Here is an 18,331-nt window from a genome sequence, read left to right on the forward strand (position 1 = left end):
CAGTTGCAAAGATAAATGCCATCGCGAAAAAGTTAAACCGTAAACGCGGCTATGGTCGCTGAAAAGTCGATAGGATTTACAAACTCTGGATCATCTAATGGAAGTAGACCATGCCAAAGCTGTTCAAGTTCTCCAACTAGTTGAACCGCTTCAGATAAAGTGTAGTCGCTTTTTACTTGTGCCGTTTGAATCCCGATCCAGTTGACCAATGATGGCAACATATCGTTAAAAACAGTAGCAGCGTGATTATCGACAATCTGAGCGTTTAATGAAGCCGCGTAAGATAACAGATCTGGGATCAAAATTTGTAAGTTTTGCTGCCTCAAAGGAGAAGGCACGCCCATCACCATTACCGCTTCACTGTTTCGCGCCTTAAGCTCAATCCCCAATAACGCCAGTGTTTGACTCAACGCCTTAGCAACCTCGACAAGTTCACTACCAAGCTTAATCGATAAAGGCACCAATAGTGGTTGGCTTTTTAACGCACCTTCTCGAGTATCAAGTTGGCCAATCACACGTAGCAATTCCGCTTTGGCTAAAGACACCAATACGCTTCCGTTTTTGTTTCCCATTACCAAATATTGGCGTTCCACTACCGAGACGGCTTTGCCTAAGTCCGTCACAGGAGCTCTTGGTTTTGAATGAACCAGGTTCTGTTGAGCAGGCTTAGCTTCTATATTTCCTTTATTTTCTATATTTTCTATGTTGTCTTTGGTTTCTACTGGTGCCACATGCTCTTGAGGAGATGATGGAACTACAACTTGACCATCAAAATCTGGCGTTTTCAGAAGCTCTTTATAGGCTTTCACTTCTCGCTTAGAGGGCGCGGGTTCACCATGATTTTGGTGCTGCTCTTTTTCTTTTTTAGGTTCAGGTCGAGACTCGATCCACTCTTGACGAGGGGACCCGGTAAAACTGGTCTCGCGAGCCGACGAGCCTGTGTTAGCTGAACTAATGTTAGTAGACGAATCTAAGTTGGTTGAAGAGCCCCTGCTAGGCGATGCACCAATTCTAGACGATGAACCTCGGTTGGCTGTTGAGCCATAATGTTGCCCAGCATCATTAACGCTGTGTTGAGGTTGATCATAAGCGCGCTCAGACTCTGCTTTTCTTGGGTAGGCTGGCGTTTGCTCAATAGCATGTCGTTCACTATCAGATACTTGGGTTTGATCCGAACGGCTAGGCATTGTGCTTTCAGGCTCTGGAAAACTGGCCACTTCACCGATACCAGTGTTCGAGCTATCTTGCTGATGATGAATCACTTCTGACTGATGAAACGCAGACTGCTTGATCGGTGCTGCATCAATTTGTTTACTTTGGGCTAGTCCATCACTCAGTGCTTGGTAAATGAAATCATGAACAAGGCGGGCTTGATGGAAACGCACTTCGTGTTTGGCAGGGTGAACATTCACGTCCACCTGATGTGGGTCTAGCTCAATGAACAACACATACGTCGCGAATTGATCTGGGCGCAGGCTAGTCTCATAGCTTTGGCGAATCGCATGATTGATCAGCTTGTCACGCATCATACGACCATTCACATAGCAGTATTGCAGATCGCTTTGTTGCCTTGCTCCTTCTGGCGTGGTGATCCAGCCATGAAGTTTTAGGCCTTGATGCTCAAGTTCGATCTTAAGCATATGACGAACAAAAGGATTGCCACATACCGCAGCGATTCGCTTTTCTGCTTGAACTTGTGTTTTGGCAGCGCGGTACTGACGAATCATTTTACCGTTATGGCGAAGGTTAATCGTCACATCAAAGCGACTCAATGCGATGCGTTTAAGAAGCTCATCGATATGCGTGAATTCGGTTTTCTCGGTGCGTAAGAACTTGCGGCGTGCTGGCGTATTGAAGAACAGGTCCAACACCTCAACCGAGGTACCAATGGGGTGCGCGGCAGGCTGCAGTTTCACCTGCATATCACGACCTTCACTGTGTGCCGCCCAAGCTTGGTCTTGAGTGGCAGGGCGTGAAGTCATGGTTAAGCGCGCAACAGAGCTGATACTCGCGAGCGCTTCACCACGGAAACCAAGGCTGACGATCGCCTCAAGGTCATCAAGGGTATGAATCTTAGAGGTAGCATGACGGCTCAGCGCCAACGCAAGCTCATCTTTGACGATGCCCTTGCCGTTGTCACGAACGCGGATCATCTTAGCGCCGCCTTTCTCGATATCAATATCGATACGTGTGGCACCCGAATCCAAACTGTTCTCAACCAGCTCTTTTACAACAGAAGCTGGTCTTTCTACCACTTCACCCGCTGCGATTTGGTTAGCTAATCGAGCTGGCAGTATTTTGATCGTCATATTTATAGCTACCTTACTGCCATTGATGGAAACATGTCTGCGTTAAAAAGCTTACTTGTGCGGAATAATCAACACCTGCCCCACCGCTAGGCTGTCAGATCGTAGCTTATTCGCTTGGCGAATACTGTTAACACTCACGCCGTACTTAGAAGCAATCTTGCCAAGGTAATCACCTCTTGCGACTTTATGTTTACGCAGAGGGACATCTTTCACTTCAACCGTAATACGTAACTTCTGGCCTACTCTAACGGTTTCAGATTTCAAGCGGTTCTCACGTTTGATATCTGCCACCCGTACTTTGTAACGGCTGGCTATCTTGCCTAGGTACTCTCCAGACTTAACCGTGTGGGTTATGGTCTTGGTTTTCACTGCGCTGCTTGATGATGACCCTGAAGCACTGCTTGGGATCTTAAGCACTTGGCCGATCGCTAGGCTGCTCGATTTCAGATTGTTGAATTTCATCAACGTCTGTGTCGAGGTGCCATATTTACTCGCAATCACCGATAAAGACTCACCACGAGACACTTTATGTTGGCTCACGCTACCGGTTGATGACGTTGCATTAGACAAGATAATCCCTTCTGGCGGGTTAGCCTTCAAATACTTAACGACCGCTTTGGTCACTGCTCGTGCCAATTTATCTTGGTGCGAACGTTGGAAGAGCAGCTTCTCTTCGGTCGGATTCGAAATAAAGCCCGTCTCGACCAAGACCGATGGTATCTGTGGTGAACGTAATACTGCCAAACTGGTATTGATTGGTTTATTGTTATGAAGCTTAGCAACCTTACCCATCTCAGACAGAATGGTGGTTGCAAGCTTATAGCCCTCTTTCTGTGAGTGGCTGAACTGCAAATCAAGCAGAGTTTGGTTTACGTTCTTATCATCAATATTGCCAGTGAAAGCCGCACCGCTACCACCGAGTAATTCAGACTGCTTCTCTTTGTTCTCGATCCATCGAGAGATCTCAGTATTTGCGCGTCGAGTATTCAACACAAACACCGAACCACCTCTTGGTTGAGGGGTCGTAAAAGCATCCGCGTGAATAGAGATAAACAGATGAGCTTCGTTTTCACGAGCAATTGCAACACGTCGGTTAAGGTTTACAAAGTAGTCGGCATTACGGGTCATGCGAGTTTTGATCCCAGGAACCGCATTCAACTGTGCAGCAAGCTTACGAGAAATACTCAGAGTCGCATTCTTTTCATACTTACGACTTGGACCAATAGAGCCTGGGTCCTCACCACCGTGACCAGGGTCAATCACGATCAGAATGTCTTTCTGACGTTTAACCTGATTAATATTTTTGCTCACCGTTGGTTTACTCGGCTTCGACGTCGTTGCCCCCTTGCTTGTCGCACCATGAGGCAGATCGATCACCAGACGATGTCCGTACTGACCACCAGGAGTCGGGCTGAGTTTAAACAACTCCGCTGTAGAGGATTTCTTCAACTCAAAAACCAAGCGATAGGTATTTTTGTCTGGCGGTGAACTCTTACGAATCTTAGATAGAACGGGGCTATCTTTCACCACGACCGGTAACTTAGTTGCAAGGTTGGTATGTTTTAAATCGACCACTAAACGACTCGGGCTACTCAAGGTGAAATAGCTAAAGTCCGCTTCTGATTTTAAGTCGATAACCACACGAGTTTCTTCTGGAGAAGGCCAAACCCTTAAACTTTTCAGTGAGTTTGCAGAAACAAGTGAAGAAAATAGTATAGAAAAAACAGTAGCCATCATGGCTACTGCTGAAATAAGGCGTCTAGAAATCAACATAACTCCAACTGACTAAGTAAGCGCTGTCCGTATTCACTATTAGCGGTTAAAGAAACAATACGGTGATCGTCTTGGTAACGAATATCAATGTCCAAATCGGCTTCCGGTAGCATCCCATAGCCTTTCTCAGGCCATTCAACCAAACAGATAGCATCTGGTGTGAAGTAATCACGAATCCCCATGAACTCCAATTCTTCAGGATCGGCTAAGCGATAAAGATCGAAGTGATATACCTGCCAATCGGCAAGTTGATAAGGTTCAACTAGAGTATACGTTGGGCTCTTTACATTTCCTTGATGGCCAAGTGCTTTTACAAAGCCACGACTGAAGGTCGTTTTACCTGCGCCAAGATCACCATGCAGATAAATAGTCGTCTGCTGTGAGCAAAGATTAGAAAGCTCCGTCCCTAATTGAATCGTTGCTTGTTCATCTTTCAAAGTAAATTGTTTCGTGCTCATGAATACGTTCTCTAAAAATCGATCGTTGACTATATAAAAATCAAAAGAACAAGAATAGTAAACCGTGATGCTTTTAGTAGACAAGCACTCAAGTGTAAGTTCTATGAAAAATACTGATCAAAACACGTCAGTTCTGGTCAATATCACTAAGATCCGTTAAGATCCGCCCCCATTTTTGCCGAACCTAATTTTAATTAGCCTTATCTCTAATTGTAAAACAGAGAAAATAAGAATTAAGAATGAAGCCATGAATCTAGACCATCTTGCTGAAAAAATTAAAATCTGGGGAAAAGAGCTCGGCTTTCAAAAAGTTGGCATCTGCGATGTTGATTTAAGTGAACACGAAGCCCCTCTTCAAGCATGGCTAGATGCTGGCAACCACGGCGAAATGGATTGGATGGCTCGACATGGAATGATGCGCGCACGTCCTGATGAACTTCATCCAGGCACCATTCGAGTGATCAGCGCCCGAATGAACTACCTACCACCAGAAGCTCAGTTTGCCTCTAACCTAAGCGATACCACTCTAGGCTATATCAGCCGTTATTCTTTAGGCCGCGATTATCACAAATTGTTCCGTAACCAGTTGAAAAAGCTGGGACAAAGAATCGAAAAAGAGGTCGAAGGTTTAGACTCACGTCCTTTCGTGGATTCAGCGCCTATTTTAGAAAGACCGCTCGCTCAAAAAGCGGGGTTGGGTTGGACAGGTAAACACTCGTTAATTCTTGATAAAGACGCGGGCTCTTGGTTCTTCCTAGGCGAGCTGTTGGTTAATATCCCGCTTCCTGTTGATGAACCCAGTGTTGATGAGTGCGGAAAATGCACCGCATGTATCACTTCTTGCCCAACGGGTGCCATTATTGCTGATGGCGTAGTGGATGCTCGAAAATGTATCTCATACTTAACCATTGAATACGATGGTGTGATCCCGGAAGAATTTAGAGACGCCATTGGTAATCGTATTTACGGTTGTGATGACTGTCAGTTAGTGTGCCCGTGGAACCGTCATGCCGAACTCACAGAGCAAACAGACTTTCATCGTAGAGAAGATTTCCAAGAAGCCGATCTGGTTTCACTTTCAAGTTGGGATGAAGCAACCTTCCTAAAGAAAATGGAAGGCTCAGCAATAAGACGTATCGGCCACACCCAGTGGTTACGCAATATCTTTGTTGCTATGGGCAATGCGCCATTTCAACAACGCATTGTTGAAACACTAGAATCTCATCAAGGCAAAAACGAAATGCTAGATGTGCATATTGAGTGGGCTTTGAATAAACAACTACAACAGTTACCCAACGCTAGCGGTGTGCAAAGAAGTAGCAGTAAAATATCCACCAAAAAGCACAGGCTGATACGTATTGTTGAGAAGGGACTGCCAAGAGACGCCTAGCCCTTTAGGCATCAACGATTGGCTAGCTAACCTACCTAAATAGTCCAACATTTAAGACAACCCGTTGCACATAATTTTAGAACAATGTTTGACCTTGTTCTCAATTTTAGCAATGTGGAAAAAATTCAGAACTCTCGTAAACTTCCGACACTCTCACAAAGTTAAACACAGTACCGATAAATGATTAAGATCAAAAAACAACAAGTTAACGATCTTTTATCAAATTCAAGATAAACACTCAAACTCATAAAAAACAACAAGTTACGATCGCCACAATTCAGCTAATATATTGAAAACAAGAAAGATCTTTTGGGGATATGTAAAGAATTAAGTCTGAAATAACTTTATCAACCAAGTTATCCACACCTAACATTTTGTGGATAAGTCTGTTTATAGATATGAAAAACCTCAAGTATCTGCTTCAGAGACCTGATGTTTACTAGCATTCCAGTTGCTAAGAAAAATTTAAGACAAAAAAATATCCACCATGATGGAGGATTATTTGCTTTTTGGGGGGATTATGCTTCGCAGCATTAAAGAAAGAGCGTGACCTTTAAGGTCGTCTTTAAACTCTGTGATCTAAAGAAAAACACGGTGGCTTAAAGAATCTTAATAGCTTTTTAGAAGAAAGCTGGAGCGATACATCGGGTTCGAACCGATGACCTCAACCTTGGCAAGGTTGCGCTCTACCAACTGAGCTAGTATCGCATTAGTTAACCGTTAATACTGTCTGCTAAGAAGCTAAGCGCTTACTGAAAGGCAGTGACCAACGTGTAACTGTAATGTGGTTGCGGGAGCCGGATTTGAACCGACGACCTTCGGGTTATGAGCCCGACGAGCTACCAAACTGCTCCATCCCGCGTCCGGATGCATTGTTTAAGACAATGAGGCTTAAATTGGAGCGATACATCGGGTTCGAACCGATGACCTCAACCTTGGCAAGGTTGCGCTCTACCAACTGAGCTAGTATCGCATTAGTTAATCGCTGCTCTTACTGCCTTGGGCAACAGATAGCGCTTAACTGTAATGTGGTTGCGGGAGCCGGATTTGAACCGACGACCTTCGGGTTATGAGCCCGACGAGCTACCAAACTGCTCCATCCCGCGTCCGGATGCATTATTTAAGTTAATGACTCTATATTCCCAACGTCAATCCTAAGAAAGAAATTGGAGCGATACATCGGGTTCGAACCGATGACCTCAACCTTGGCAAGGTTGCGCTCTACCAGCTGAGCTAGTATCGCTTAGTTAACCGTTAAACTTGTCTGCTAGAAACTAGGTTCTTACTGCAAAGAAGCTATCAACGTTTAGCTTTAATGTGGTTGCGGGAGCCGGATTTGAACCGACGACCTTCGGGTTATGAGCCCGACGAGCTACCAAACTGCTCCATCCCGCGTCCGGATGTTTCTCTTTTCGTATCATTACCGTTTAAGACAATGAGACTAAACCATTTTCATTCTGAGTACTTTCTCTAGGAGATGACTTCTAAGAACTGAATTTGGAGCGATACATCGGGTTCGAACCGATGACCTCAACCTTGGCAAGGTTGCGCTCTACCAACTGAGCTAGTATCGCATAAGCTAACCGTCCATCTTTTCTACTAAGAAGCTAAGTGCTTACTGCAAAGAAGTGACCAACGTTCAACTGTAATGTGGTTGCGGGAGCCGGATTTGAACCGACGACCTTCGGGTTATGAGCCCGACGAGCTACCAAACTGCTCCATCCCGCGTCCGGATGCATTGTTTAAGTCAATGAGTCTATTTCCCAACATCAATCCTAAGAAAGAAATTGGAGCGATACATCGGGTTCGAACCGATGACCTCAACCTTGGCAAGGTTGCGCTCTACCAGCTGAGCTAGTATCGCTTAGTTAACCGTTAAACTTGTCTGCTAGAAACTAAGTTCTTACTGCAAAGAAGCTATCAACGTTTAGCTGTAATGTGGTTGCGGGAGCCGGATTTGAACCGACGACCTTCGGGTTATGAGCCCGACGAGCTACCAAACTGCTCCATCCCGCGTCCGGATGTTTCTCTTTTCGCATCATTACCGTTTAAGGACAATGAGACTAAACCATTTTCATTCTGAGCACATTCTCAAAGAGACAGCTTCTAAGAATAGAATTTGGAGCGATACATCGGGTTCGAACCGATGACCTCAACCTTGGCAAGGTTGCGCTCTACCAACTGAGCTAGTATCGCATAAGCTAACCGTTAATCTTTTCTGCTCAAAACTAAGTTTTTACTGCAAAGAAGCTATCAACGTTTAGCTGTAATGTGGTTGCGGGAGCCGGATTTGAACCGACGACCTTCGGGTTATGAGCCCGACGAGCTACCAAACTGCTCCATCCCGCGTCCGGATGTTTCTCTTTTCGCATCATTACCGTTTAAGACAATGAGACTAAACCATTTTCATTCTGAGTACTTTCTCTAGGAGATGACTTCTAAGAATATTACTTCTTGTTCGAATAAAAGTGGAGCGATACATCGGGTTCGAACCGATGACCTCAACCTTGGCAAGGTTGCGCTCTACCAACTGAGCTAGTATCGCATAAGCTAACCGTTCATCTTCTCTGCTCAAAACTAAGTTCTTACTGCAAAGAAGCTATCAACGTCTAACTGTAATGTGGTTGCGGGAGCCGGATTTGAACCGACGACCTTCGGGTTATGAGCCCGACGAGCTACCAAACTGCTCCATCCCGCGTCCGGATGCATTATTTAAGTTAATGACTCTGTTCTCTAAAAAGAGAGAATTTGGAGCGATACATCGGGTTCGAACCGATGACCTCAACCTTGGCAAGGTTGCGCTCTACCAACTGAGCTAGTATCGCAATAGTTAATCGCTGTTCTTATTACCTTGGGCAATAAATGGCGCCTAACTGTAATGTGGTTGCGGGAGCCGGATTTGAACCGACGACCTTCGGGTTATGAGCCCGACGAGCTACCAAACTGCTCCATCCCGCGTCCGGATGCATTGTTTAAGTCAATGAGTCTATTTCCCAACATCAATCCTAAGAAAGAAATTGGAGCGATACATCGGGTTCGAACCGATGACCTCAACCTTGGCAAGGTTGCGCTCTACCAACTGAGCTAGTATCGCAATCTGAAACGTCTTTCGTCGTTCAGGGCTGCGAATTATAAGAGCATTTTTTTGTGATGCAAGTCCTTAATGCAAAATTACGAAAGTTTTTACTCAACTGCTGTAAAAGCACGCAGATTTGCAAAAAAATCAGCTCTTATGTCCCTGAAAAGTTAGATAAACGTGATCATTTGATCTGATTAGATGTTAATAATCGTTTTTCGGTAGTACTGCAGTTCAGCGATCGACTCACGAATATCATCCAATGCAAGGTGACTTCCCGACTTTGAAAAACCATCAAGTACTTCGGGTTTCCAGCGACGAGTCAGCTCTTTCAGGGTACTTACATCGACATAACGGTAATGGAAGTACTCTTCCAGCTCTGGCATGTGTTTGTATAAGAAACGGCGATCTTGGCCAATGCTGTTACCACAAATCGGTGATTTGCCTTTTGGTACCCACTTCTCAAGAAACTCAATCGTTTGTTGAATAGCCTCTTGCTCTGAAACCGTGCTTTCTTGAATTCGTTTCACTAGGCCGCTGCCGGTGTGGGTCGTTGTACACCACTCGTCCATCTTGTCCAATTCACTCTGAGGTTGGTGAATAGCCAAAACAGGTCCTTCAGCCAGGATGTTAAGCTCACTATCAGTAACGATAGTAGCAATTTCAATGATTTTATGAGTTTCAGGATCAAGTCCCGTCATCTCTAGATCAACCCAAATCAGGTTCTGATCGCTAAAGGACATAAGGCGTCGCCTATTTGTTTATGTATAAAAGAGGTACTATACCCAAATAACTATACTCAAACTAGCTTTAGGGCCATCGAAATCAATGGTACCAACAACATTCCGTTTGAGTCCTCAATCATCAAGTTAGATGTGTTAAGTGAAAAATTGTGGCTAAAAAAAAGAAGTTAACCAAAGGTCAAGTGCGTCGTGTACGTAGCAACCAGAACAAGCGACTCAAGAAAGAAGATTCTATCCAGTGGGATGAGAACATGCTTGGCGGAACAAAAAGCGGACTCGTAATTACGCGCTTTGGCCAACATGCCGATATCGAAGATCTTGAAACCAACGAAGTTCACCGTTGTAACTTACGCCGCAGTATTGAAACGTTAGTTTCTGGAGACAAAGTCATTTGGCGCGCAGGACTTGAATCAATGGCCGGCATCTCTGGTGTTGTAGAAGCCGTTGAGCCAAGAACGTCAATGCTAACTCGCCCTGATTACTATGACGGCCTAAAACCGGTTGCCGCAAACGTAGATCAAATGGTTATCGTTTCAGCTGTACTGCCGGAGCTATCACTTAATATCATCGACCGTTACTTGATCGCCTCTGAAACGGTGAATATTGCCCCGTTAGTTGTGCTCAATAAAGTCGACTTGCTGACAGAACAACAAATTAGCGAATACCGCGAAACGCTGAAAATATACGAGAAAATCGGCTATAAAGTCATGTTCGTCAGTAAAGAGTCGGGTTACGGCATCAAAGAGTTGGAAGCCGAATTGAAAGATCGTATCAACATTTTCGTTGGTCAATCTGGCGTAGGTAAATCCAGCGTAGTGAATGCACTCATGCCGACATTAGACATTGAAGAAGGCGCGGTTTCTGAAAACTCAGGACTGGGTCAACACACTACGACTGCAGCGCGTTTGTATCACTTCCCTTCTGGTGGTGATCTTATCGATTCCCCAGGGGTACGTGAATTCGGCCTATGGCATTTAGAACCCGATGAAGTCACTGATGCTTTCATTGAATTCAAACCATACCTAGGTGGTTGTAAATTCCGTGACTGTAAACACAATGACGATCCTGGATGTCTTCTACGTGAAGCCGTTGAAGACGGTAAAATTAGCCGCTTACGTTTTGCTAGCTACCATCGCATTATTGAAACAATGGCTGACAACAAAGATAACCGTCAGTACTCACGAAGCAAGAAAGCCGATCTCTAATCGCGTTTTTGTGAACAAATGTGTGCATTTACTGACAATTGGCGCGAATTTAAGTAACATCTCGCGCCCTAAACCGTCATCGACAGATTTAATTGAAAAACAATTAGCATTGGAAAATTAATACAATGGATAAGATTAAAGTTGGATTGCAGTACTGGATCCCACAGCATGGGCTAACTCGCCTAGTCGGTAAACTGGCATCTGCTAAAGCGGGTGGCTTAACGACAGCGATCATCAACTGGTTCATCAAGCAATACAAAGTAAACATGGATGAAGCTCTGCATAGCGATCCAAAACACTTTAAAACATTCAATGAATTCTTCGTACGTGAATTGAAAGAAGGCATGCGCCCTATCGCAGAAGGTGACTCTGTTATTGTTCACCCTGCTGATGCACGTGTAAGCCAGTTTGGCCCAATTACTGACGGTCAACTGATTCAAGCTAAAAACCATAACTACTCAGCTCGTGAGCTATTGGGTGGTGATGCTGCTCTAGCGGATGAATTTAAAGACGGCGAATTTGCAACGCTTTACTTGTCGCCAAGTGATTACCATCGCGTGCACATGCCATGTGACGGCACACTGCGCCAAATGATCTACGTTCCGGGTGACCTTTTCTCTGTAAACCCGTTAACGGCAGAGAACGTTCCAAACCTATTCGCACGTAACGAGCGTGTGGTTTGTATCTTTGATACTGAGTTTGGCCCAATGGCACAAGTGCTGGTTGGCGCAACTATCGTTGGCAGCATCGAGCAAGTATGGGCTGGCACCATTACTCCACCTCGTGGTAACTCAGTTTACAAATGGGATTACCCTGCACAAGGTGATACAGCCGTCGTCTTGAAGAAAGGCGAAGAGATGGGCCGCTTTAAGCTTGGTTCAACGGTTATCAACCTGTTCGCTAAAGACGCAATCAAGTTTGACGAAACGATGCAAAATGGTGAGAAAACCGTTCTAGGCACCCCTTTCGCGCATATTGCGGGCAAAGACGCTGAAGTAAATGAAGAGACTGCTGAAGCTGTTGATTCAACAGAGAACACAGACCAAGTCTAACTCTCTGAGTTAACTTAGTAAGCTTTAAGGGCGCGTTAGTTTTCTATTTTTAGAGAATAACGCGCCTTTTTCTTATCTAGTTCGAGACATTTCCCTTCAAGATTTCAACAAATCTAACTATCGATAACCTTATTCTCAACGAGCAGTACGTCGAATTACCTCATAAAAAGATTGACCAAAAACAAAACAACTGTCGAAACCTTAAACAACTTTCCGATTTTACAACCCGTCTCCAAGTACCAAAAAACCAGATAACTTACTCTATTTGAAGATATTTTATTCATAGGGTCTTTGTACATGCCTAAACTCAATGTTGGCGTTCTGGCCAAGCTGTTGATTTGTTTTGCGATTCCCTTGGGCGTGTTATTCATGCCGATAGATTCAATACCAATCGATGATCTCACGCTGATTCAACACCGCTTGTTGGCAATATTCTTGTTGGCCGCTCTACTGTGGGTGCTTGAACCTGTTCCGGTATTCGCCACTTCCATTTTGATCATAGCACTTGAACTGGTGATGATTTCCGACAAAGGTTTGCACCTATTTAGAAACCCACCAGCGGGACACGATCTCGGTGAATTAATCAAATATACCGACATATTCGGTGCATTTTCGTCACCAATCATCATCCTCTTTATGGGTGGTTTCGCTCTTGCGATATCCGCATCCAAATACGAACTCGACAACAACTTAGCACGAGTATTACTCAAACCATTTGGTACAGAACCGCGCTTCATTATGCTCGGCTTAATGCTGATCACCGCCGTGTTCTCAATGTTCATGTCAAATACCGCAACAACGGTAATGATGCTCGCGCTGCTAGGCCCAATCGTAGCCTCTGCGCCAAAAGGCGACATGGGGATTAAAGCGCTCGTGTTGTGTATTCCAATTGCTGCTAACACCGGTGGTATCGCGACACCAATCGGTACACCGCCCAATGCCATCGCACTGCAATACCTGACGGGTGAGAACAGTATCGACTTCCTAAGCTGGATGATGATGGGCTTGCCCTTTGTGATCATTCAACTCACCATCGCTTGGTTCCTTCTACAGAAGTTTTTCCCGTCCAAGGAAAGAAACATGGTGCTCAAGCTTGATGGCCAATTTAGAAAAAGCTGGCGAGCGATTGTGGTTTACGTCACCTTCGCTGCCACTATCCTATTGTGGATGACCACCAAACTGCACGGCATGAACACTTATGTGGTGTCTATCATTCCACTGGCTGTGTTTACTCTCACCGGCATCATGGGCAAAGAAGAGCTCAAGCTGATTAACTGGGATGTATTGTGGCTAGTAGCCGGTGGTATTGCGATTGGTATAGGACTCGATAAAACAGGCTTAGCCGTGGCACTCGCACACGCGATTGATTATGAGTCGCTCTCACCAACGGCGGTAGTGCTAACGTTATCCATCGTATGTTGGTTAATGGCGAACTTCATGTCAAACACCGCAACGGCCAACTTACTGATGCCGATCGCCGCTGCGATTGGTGCATCAATGGAAAGCTTGGTTGCGATAGGAGGCCTGCAAGGACTACTGGTTGTGGTCGCCTTCTCTGCATCGCTAGGTATGATTTTACCCGTATCGACACCACCAAACTCGTTGGCCTACTCGACCGGGCTTATCGAAAGTAAAGACATGGCGAAGATGGGCATCATCTTAGGGATCGTCGGCTTACTAATGGTCTACCTCGCCCTGTTTATCATCACTTAGCACGTTAGCTTTTCACTACAACCCTCCAGATAGCAATCATGATTTCGCTATCTGGAGGGTTTATCAGTTTTTAATCGATAGATAATTGTGATTCTACTTCACGGTTTATTAAAAATAACGATAAGTCATTTTAAATTTTTGATTTTAAACACATTTACCAACATCAAGACAACGGCACTATACACGCATCAGAGACACACCAATTCACCATCAAGTACGTCACTGTAATTAGGTTTTTGTCTAATAGAGAGGAATAGACCTTGAGACATACTATTAAGTTTAAAATTCAGATCGCGATTGCGGTCATCATCGCCGTCGTGAGTGGCGCTCAAGCCTGGATATCAGTTAATCAGCTCACTCAAGAAACAGAGGTCGCGATTAACCAAGAAATGAAAAATGTCAGTGTTGGCACCACCAATTACATTGCCGATTGGCTCTCAATCCGCAGTGATATGATGCTTGCCAATGAATCGACTATTTCAAGTAGTAGCAACTCTGATCGCGAGTTATTGATCACCAAGCAAGCCGGACAATTCTTGTCTGTTTATGCAGGGTTCAGCGATGGCACTATCGCCTATGGCGACAAAGGTGAAGATTGGCCAGCAGGCTATGACCCGCGCACTCGCCCTTGGTATAAAGATGCCAACGCAACATCAGACCTCATCATTACCGAACCTTATCAGGACTTTGACGGCAGCATTGTCATCAGCTTTGCCAAAGCATTCAGTGGCGATAGACAAGGTGTTCTCGCGGCCGATCTAACCGTAACCAGCATTATCGATACCGTGCTCAATGTAAAACTGGATAACGATGGCTTTGCGTTTTTAGTCGACGGCAATAACAACATTGTGGCCTACAGTGATGAAGAACTGAGTCAAAAACCACTGACCAGTTTGAATCCAGAACTCACAACCAACAAGGTGTCACAACTGCTCCAAGACCAAATGATCACCACTCTCACTTGGCCGGGTCAAGGCGATAAGCTGGTCTATATTGCCAATGTCCCGAACACCGATTGGTCGTTAGGTATCGTTATCGATAAAGAAATGGCGTTTTCTGCAGTATCCGATGCCATTCAATTCATCACGCTGACCTCTTTGGTGTTGTACATCATCATTTCAATTGCGAGTACCGTGGTGATCAACCGCCTACTTTCTCCATTACAAACCTTGTCTGAAGCCTTAACTCAGCTCGCACAAGGCAGAGGCGATCTCACTCAGCGCATTGATATCACACGTATGGATGAGATTGGCAAACTTGCCGAGCTTGTGAACCAGTTCTTAAGCCAGATGCAAAGCATGTTGAAGGGCGTAATAGAACACAGCCACGATCTCAACAATCATGCAGAGAAAGCCAATCAACTGGCGACCCAGTCTTCGATTAGCGTTGAGAATCAACAAAACGATATCAACCAAATTGCGACCGCGATTCATGAGATGTCCGCCACCGCAGCCGAAGTAGCTAGCCATGCCGAATTAACGGCATCCGCTTCTCAGGCATCCGCTACTGCTTGTAACGAAGGCCAAGAGGTCATCCAACAAAACCGCGATGCGATTACTGGCCTGGCGACTCAAGTTGAAGATGCAGCCAATGTGATTCGTGAATTAGAGAGCAATGCTCAAAGCATCAACCAGATCCTATCCACCATTCAAGGCATTGCCGAACAGACCAACCTGTTGGCATTGAATGCCGCGATTGAAGCCGCTCGTGCGGGTGAACAAGGTCGTGGGTTTGCGGTTGTGGCCGATGAAGTGCGCGTGCTCAGCCAAAGAACGCATGGCTCGACCGAAGAAATCCGCGTGATGATTGATACGCTGCAGAAGAATACCGAACATGCCGTTGAAAGCATGACCACCAGCACTCAACTGGCAGAGAACAGTGTTGGCTTCGCAGAACAAGCCCATGGTAGCCTGACTAAAATCACGCAAGCAATCACTGAAATCAACGACATGGCGCTGCAAATAGCCAGTGCTGCAGAAGAGCAACGCGCGGTCAGCGAAGACATCAGCCGCAATACGCAAGGAATCAAAGACGCCTCCGACGATTTGGCACAACAAGCAGAAAGCAGTCGCAATAGCTCAAATGACATGAGCAGCGCTGCTGAGTCGATGCGCCAAGACGTGGAGCGCTTTAAGGTATAGCGCTTTAAGATTTAGCGCTTTGAGGTTTAGCGCTTTGAGGTTTAGCGCTTTGAGATATAGCGCGCCTCAAGCAAAGTAAGTTGAACCACACCAGCAAGTGACAGCTGACATAAACTAATAACTGAAACAAAGTCGTTCTTTCATAAGAATCACTTTGTTCTCAGTTCGGTTTGATGCATATTGATGAGCTAATTTATCCCAGACACAAGGATGTTATTCAGATGGGATTCGAATGGTTAGCTCTAGCTGCCGCTTTTCTTTGGGCGATTGCGAGCCTAATGTCAGTAAAGCCTGCTCAACACTTAGGTTCTTTCGCCTATAGCCGCTGGCGAATGGGTTGTACCGCGATCATCTTATCAAGCATGGCTTGGTTTACTGGCGGCTGGTCAAGTGTCGAAGCCGACCTCGTCACGCCGATGATGCTGTCAGGCCTGATTGGCATCTTCATTGGTGATACCGCCCTATTTGCTTGTTTGAACCGAATGGGACCGCGCCAAGCGGGTTTGCTGTTCTCTTGTCACGCCGTGTTCTCGGCGATTCTTGGTTACTTCCTGTTTAGCGAAAGCATGACTTCAGTAGAGCTGATTGGCTCGGCATTGGTGTTTAGCGGTGTGTTAACCGCGATATTTTTTGGTCGTCGCGGCCAAGCGAACAATCAACTCGAAACCATTAAGGGCACGGTGTGGATTGGCGTTGCGCTGGGAATCACCGCCGCGATCTGCCAAGCATTGGGCGGCATTATTGCCAAACCCGTGATGCAAACTAGCATTGACCCAATAGCCGCCTCTGCCATTCGAATGATCACCGCCTTTGTTGCTCACTCACTGTTTCGTTTAACGGGCGCCAAACTTTCACGCTCACTTAACCCAATGAATAAGCAGATATTCGCGATTACCGCGGTTAACGGCTTTTTGGCAATGGCGGTGGGAATGACGCTGATCTTGTACGCATTGCAGGAAGGCAATGTCGGTATGGTCGCACTGTTATCTTCAACCACGCCCATCATGTTGTTACCAATACTCTGGCTTTACACCAAGCAGAGACCAAATGCCTACGCTTGGATAGGTGCCATTGTTGCCGTAGTGGGCACTGGTATTCTGGTTAGCTAGTAGGCACCGGTATTTTGGTCAGATAGAGCACCGGTATTCTGGTTAGCTAGTGAAGCGAATTGAAAGCTGAGAGTTAATGGTTAACCGTTAATAGCTAAGGACTACTAACTCTCAGTAAAAACAAAAGCAAAAAACTAAGAACGCGGGAAAGGAAAAGCCGTCACGTCATCGATGTGGTCGTAGCCCAGCGCCAGCATGATCAGCCTGTCGATACCTAGAGCAACACCCGCACAGTCTGGTAAGCCCGCTTTTAATGCCTCAATCAAGTGATGGTCAATCGGTTGAGGCGATAAGCCCATCTCAATACGTTTGGCATTATCACCTTCAAAGCGCTGAAGTTGTTCTTGTGGTTTATCGAGTTCATGGAAGCCGTTTGCTAATTCAATCCCTTTGAAATACACCTCAAAGCGATCCGCTACCCTAGCATCATTAGGGTTAATCTTGGCTAGTGCAGCTTGTGATGCTGGGAAGTCATAAACAAACGCAGGCACTTGTTGCCCTATCTTAGCTTCAACCCCAATACTAAACAGCAGCTGCAATAAGGTGTCGCGGTCTTCTTCTGGATCTGCAATGTCGCTGAGCCCTAGTTTCGCTGCAGCTTGCTTTAGCGTATCAATCGAATCCTCCAACGGACACACACCTAACACATCAATAAAGGCTTGTTGGTAAGTCATTCGCTGTGCTGAGCCTGATTTAAGCACCTGCTGTAACAGCAAATCCATTTCATCCATCAGGTCATGATGATCAAAACCAACGCGATACCACTCCAACATAGTGAACTCAGGGTTGTGATAACGGCCATTTTCTTCGTTACGAAAAGACTTACAAATTTGGTAGATACAGCCACTGCCCGCCGCTAACAGTCGTTTCATATGAAACTCTGGGCTCGTCATAAAGAACAGTGGCTGGCCGTGCGCATAACCCGGCCCTACGAATTCAGTTTTGAACGTATGCAAATGCACATCCGTCACCGTGGCGTGACTCATGGCTGGCGTATCCACTTCCATCACGTTTCGTTCTGTAAAGAACTGGCGAATTTGATTAAGGATATCAGCACGTTGCTTTAATTGCTTAATGGTTGCGGCGGGTTGCCATGTAGAGTGCATTATTAAGTTCCATATCACTGAATTCTAGGCGACGAAAATTACCACCTTTCGTCTCTTTTGTAAGCTTCTATCTGTCTATTGATGAAAGCAAAATGTTGTTTTAATGAAGCCAGAAAATTACGTTCTACAATACAATTATCAATACAGCTTTCACATCAACATTGATAACGAAAATCATACTCAACAAGCCGTTAACACCCGTCCTGTGGGTTAATCGTTATCAACAATTCATTGCCGTGATTGCAGTCACATAACC

The 18,331-nt window shown here is 45.5% G+C and carries 11 protein-coding genes and 17 tRNA genes; 6 read left to right on the forward strand and 22 right to left on the reverse strand.

Going from position 1 to position 18,331, the window contains the following annotated elements; genetic code table 11:
* Nucleotides 1-32 precede the first annotated feature (32 nt).
* From mutL to tsaE, 3 genes are read right to left on the reverse strand one after another with little or no spacing between them, the layout of a single operon-like run.
* Nucleotides 33-2,309, reverse strand: coding sequence for a DNA mismatch repair endonuclease MutL (mutL, locus tag AACR09_RS19160; protein ID WP_193835563.1), 2,277 nt, complete (start codon nt 2,307-2,309; stop codon nt 33-35).
* A 51-nt stretch (nt 2,310-2,360) separates the two neighbouring features.
* Complete coding sequence (locus AACR09_RS19165; RefSeq protein WP_193835564.1) at nt 2,361-4,082, reverse strand: N-acetylmuramoyl-L-alanine amidase; 1,722 nt, start codon at nt 4,080-4,082, stop codon at nt 2,361-2,363.
* Nucleotides 4,076-4,540: a tRNA (adenosine(37)-N6)-threonylcarbamoyltransferase complex ATPase subunit type 1 TsaE gene (gene tsaE, locus AACR09_RS19170; RefSeq protein WP_004735870.1), complete on the reverse strand. Its 465-nt coding sequence runs from the start codon at nt 4,538-4,540 to the stop codon at nt 4,076-4,078. The genes AACR09_RS19165 and tsaE overlap by 7 nt, the downstream gene beginning before the upstream one ends.
* 247 nt (nt 4,541-4,787) lie before the next feature.
* Between tsaE and queG the strand changes: the two genes are divergently transcribed.
* A complete protein-coding gene (gene queG, locus AACR09_RS19175) occupies nt 4,788-5,930 on the forward strand; it encodes a tRNA epoxyqueuosine(34) reductase QueG (protein ID WP_193835565.1) in 1,143 nt (380 codons plus the stop codon).
* A gap of 632 nt (nt 5,931-6,562) precedes the next feature.
* Here queG and AACR09_RS19180 read toward each other — a convergent pair.
* The 18 genes from AACR09_RS19180 to orn all read right to left on the reverse strand — a co-directional run bounded on the left by AACR09_RS19180 (nt 6,563) and on the right by orn (nt 9,749).
* Nucleotides 6,563-6,638: transfer RNA gene (locus AACR09_RS19180), tRNA-Gly, on the reverse strand.
* Between the two features lie 77 nt (nt 6,639-6,715).
* Nucleotides 6,716-6,792 (reverse strand) — tRNA-Met (locus AACR09_RS19185).
* Nucleotides 6,793-6,827: 35 nt separating this feature from the next.
* Nucleotides 6,828-6,903, reverse strand: a tRNA-Gly gene (locus AACR09_RS19190).
* Between the two features lie 56 nt (nt 6,904-6,959).
* Nucleotides 6,960-7,036 (reverse strand) — tRNA-Met (locus tag AACR09_RS19195).
* A gap of 61 nt (nt 7,037-7,097) precedes the next feature.
* Nucleotides 7,098-7,173 (reverse strand) — tRNA-Gly (locus tag AACR09_RS19200).
* A 75-nt stretch (nt 7,174-7,248) separates the two neighbouring features.
* Nucleotides 7,249-7,325, reverse strand: a tRNA-Met gene (locus tag AACR09_RS19205).
* A gap of 103 nt (nt 7,326-7,428) precedes the next feature.
* Nucleotides 7,429-7,504, reverse strand: a tRNA-Gly gene (locus AACR09_RS19210).
* A 77-nt stretch (nt 7,505-7,581) separates the two neighbouring features.
* Nucleotides 7,582-7,658, reverse strand: a tRNA-Met gene (locus AACR09_RS19215).
* A 60-nt stretch (nt 7,659-7,718) separates the two neighbouring features.
* A tRNA-Gly gene (locus AACR09_RS19220) sits at nt 7,719-7,794 on the reverse strand.
* Between the two features lie 75 nt (nt 7,795-7,869).
* Nucleotides 7,870-7,946, reverse strand: a tRNA-Met gene (locus tag AACR09_RS19225).
* 104 nt (nt 7,947-8,050) lie between these two features.
* Nucleotides 8,051-8,126 (reverse strand) — tRNA-Gly (locus AACR09_RS19230).
* A gap of 76 nt (nt 8,127-8,202) precedes the next feature.
* Nucleotides 8,203-8,279, reverse strand: a tRNA-Met gene (locus tag AACR09_RS19235).
* A gap of 120 nt (nt 8,280-8,399) precedes the next feature.
* A tRNA-Gly gene (locus tag AACR09_RS19240) sits at nt 8,400-8,475 on the reverse strand.
* 76 nt (nt 8,476-8,551) lie between these two features.
* Nucleotides 8,552-8,628 (reverse strand) — tRNA-Met (locus AACR09_RS19245).
* A gap of 51 nt (nt 8,629-8,679) precedes the next feature.
* Nucleotides 8,680-8,755, reverse strand: a tRNA-Gly gene (locus AACR09_RS19250).
* A 56-nt stretch (nt 8,756-8,811) separates the two neighbouring features.
* Nucleotides 8,812-8,888 (reverse strand) — tRNA-Met (locus tag AACR09_RS19255).
* Nucleotides 8,889-8,948: 60 nt separating this feature from the next.
* A tRNA-Gly gene (locus AACR09_RS19260) sits at nt 8,949-9,024 on the reverse strand.
* 179 nt (nt 9,025-9,203) lie between these two features.
* Nucleotides 9,204-9,749 carry an oligoribonuclease gene (orn, locus tag AACR09_RS19265; RefSeq protein ID WP_004733351.1) on the reverse strand — a complete coding sequence of 182 codons (546 nt, stop codon included), beginning with the start codon at nt 9,747-9,749 and terminating at the stop codon, nt 9,204-9,206.
* A 149-nt stretch (nt 9,750-9,898) separates the two neighbouring features.
* On the opposite strand from orn, the gene rsgA reads away from it, so the two are divergent.
* The 5 genes from rsgA (at nt 9,899) to AACR09_RS19290 (ending at nt 16,969) form a co-directional block, all read left to right on the forward strand.
* Nucleotides 9,899-10,954: a small ribosomal subunit biogenesis GTPase RsgA gene (gene rsgA / locus AACR09_RS19270; RefSeq protein WP_004733350.1), complete on the forward strand. Its 1,056-nt coding sequence runs from the start codon at nt 9,899-9,901 to the stop codon at nt 10,952-10,954.
* A 125-nt stretch (nt 10,955-11,079) separates the two neighbouring features.
* A complete protein-coding gene (gene asd / locus AACR09_RS19275; RefSeq protein ID WP_065607112.1) occupies nt 11,080-12,006 on the forward strand; it encodes an archaetidylserine decarboxylase in 927 nt (308 codons plus the stop codon).
* Between the two features lie 297 nt (nt 12,007-12,303).
* Entirely contained in the window at nt 12,304-13,719 is a 1,416-nt protein-coding gene (locus AACR09_RS19280; RefSeq protein ID WP_004733348.1) for an SLC13 family permease, read from the forward strand.
* Nucleotides 13,720-13,979: 260 nt separating this feature from the next.
* Entirely contained in the window at nt 13,980-15,860 is a 1,881-nt protein-coding gene (locus tag AACR09_RS19285; RefSeq protein WP_193835566.1) for a methyl-accepting chemotaxis protein, read from the forward strand.
* Between the two features lie 221 nt (nt 15,861-16,081).
* On the forward strand, nt 16,082-16,969 hold the full coding sequence (locus AACR09_RS19290; RefSeq protein ID WP_054542850.1) for a DMT family transporter: 888 nt from the start codon (nt 16,082-16,084) through the stop codon (nt 16,967-16,969).
* Nucleotides 16,970-17,103: 134 nt separating this feature from the next.
* Here AACR09_RS19290 and epmA read toward each other — a convergent pair whose 3' ends face one another.
* Complete coding sequence (gene epmA / locus AACR09_RS19295; protein WP_108189632.1) at nt 17,104-18,075, reverse strand: elongation factor P--(R)-beta-lysine ligase; 972 nt, start codon at nt 18,073-18,075, stop codon at nt 17,104-17,106.
* Between the last annotated feature and the right edge of the window lie 256 nt (nt 18,076-18,331).

Source organism: Vibrio sp. OPT20, assembly GCF_963889365.1.
GTDB classification, from domain to species: Bacteria; Pseudomonadota; Gammaproteobacteria; order Enterobacterales; family Vibrionaceae; genus Vibrio; species Vibrio splendidus.

Excerpts from the sequence above, each read along its gene's own strand:
- epmA (WP_108189632.1), bottom strand. The coding sequence starts at position 18,075 with ATGCACTCTACATGGCAACCCGCCGCAACCATTAAGCAATTAAAGCAA.
- tsaE (WP_004735870.1), bottom strand. The coding sequence starts at position 4,540 with ATGAGCACGAAACAATTTACTTTGAAAGATGAACAAGCAACGATTCAA.
- mutL (WP_193835563.1), bottom strand. The coding sequence starts at position 2,309 with ATGACGATCAAAATACTGCCAGCTCGATTAGCTAACCAAATCGCAGCG.
- AACR09_RS19290 (WP_054542850.1), top strand. The coding sequence starts at position 16,082 with ATGGGATTCGAATGGTTAGCTCTAGCTGCCGCTTTTCTTTGGGCGATT.
- AACR09_RS19280 (WP_004733348.1), top strand. The coding sequence starts at position 12,304 with ATGCCTAAACTCAATGTTGGCGTTCTGGCCAAGCTGTTGATTTGTTTT.
- queG (WP_193835565.1), top strand. The coding sequence starts at position 4,788 with ATGAATCTAGACCATCTTGCTGAAAAAATTAAAATCTGGGGAAAAGAG.
- asd (WP_065607112.1), top strand. The coding sequence starts at position 11,080 with ATGGATAAGATTAAAGTTGGATTGCAGTACTGGATCCCACAGCATGGG.
- AACR09_RS19165 (WP_193835564.1), bottom strand. The coding sequence starts at position 4,082 with ATGTTGATTTCTAGACGCCTTATTTCAGCAGTAGCCATGATGGCTACT.
- orn (WP_004733351.1), bottom strand. The coding sequence starts at position 9,749 with ATGTCCTTTAGCGATCAGAACCTGATTTGGGTTGATCTAGAGATGACG.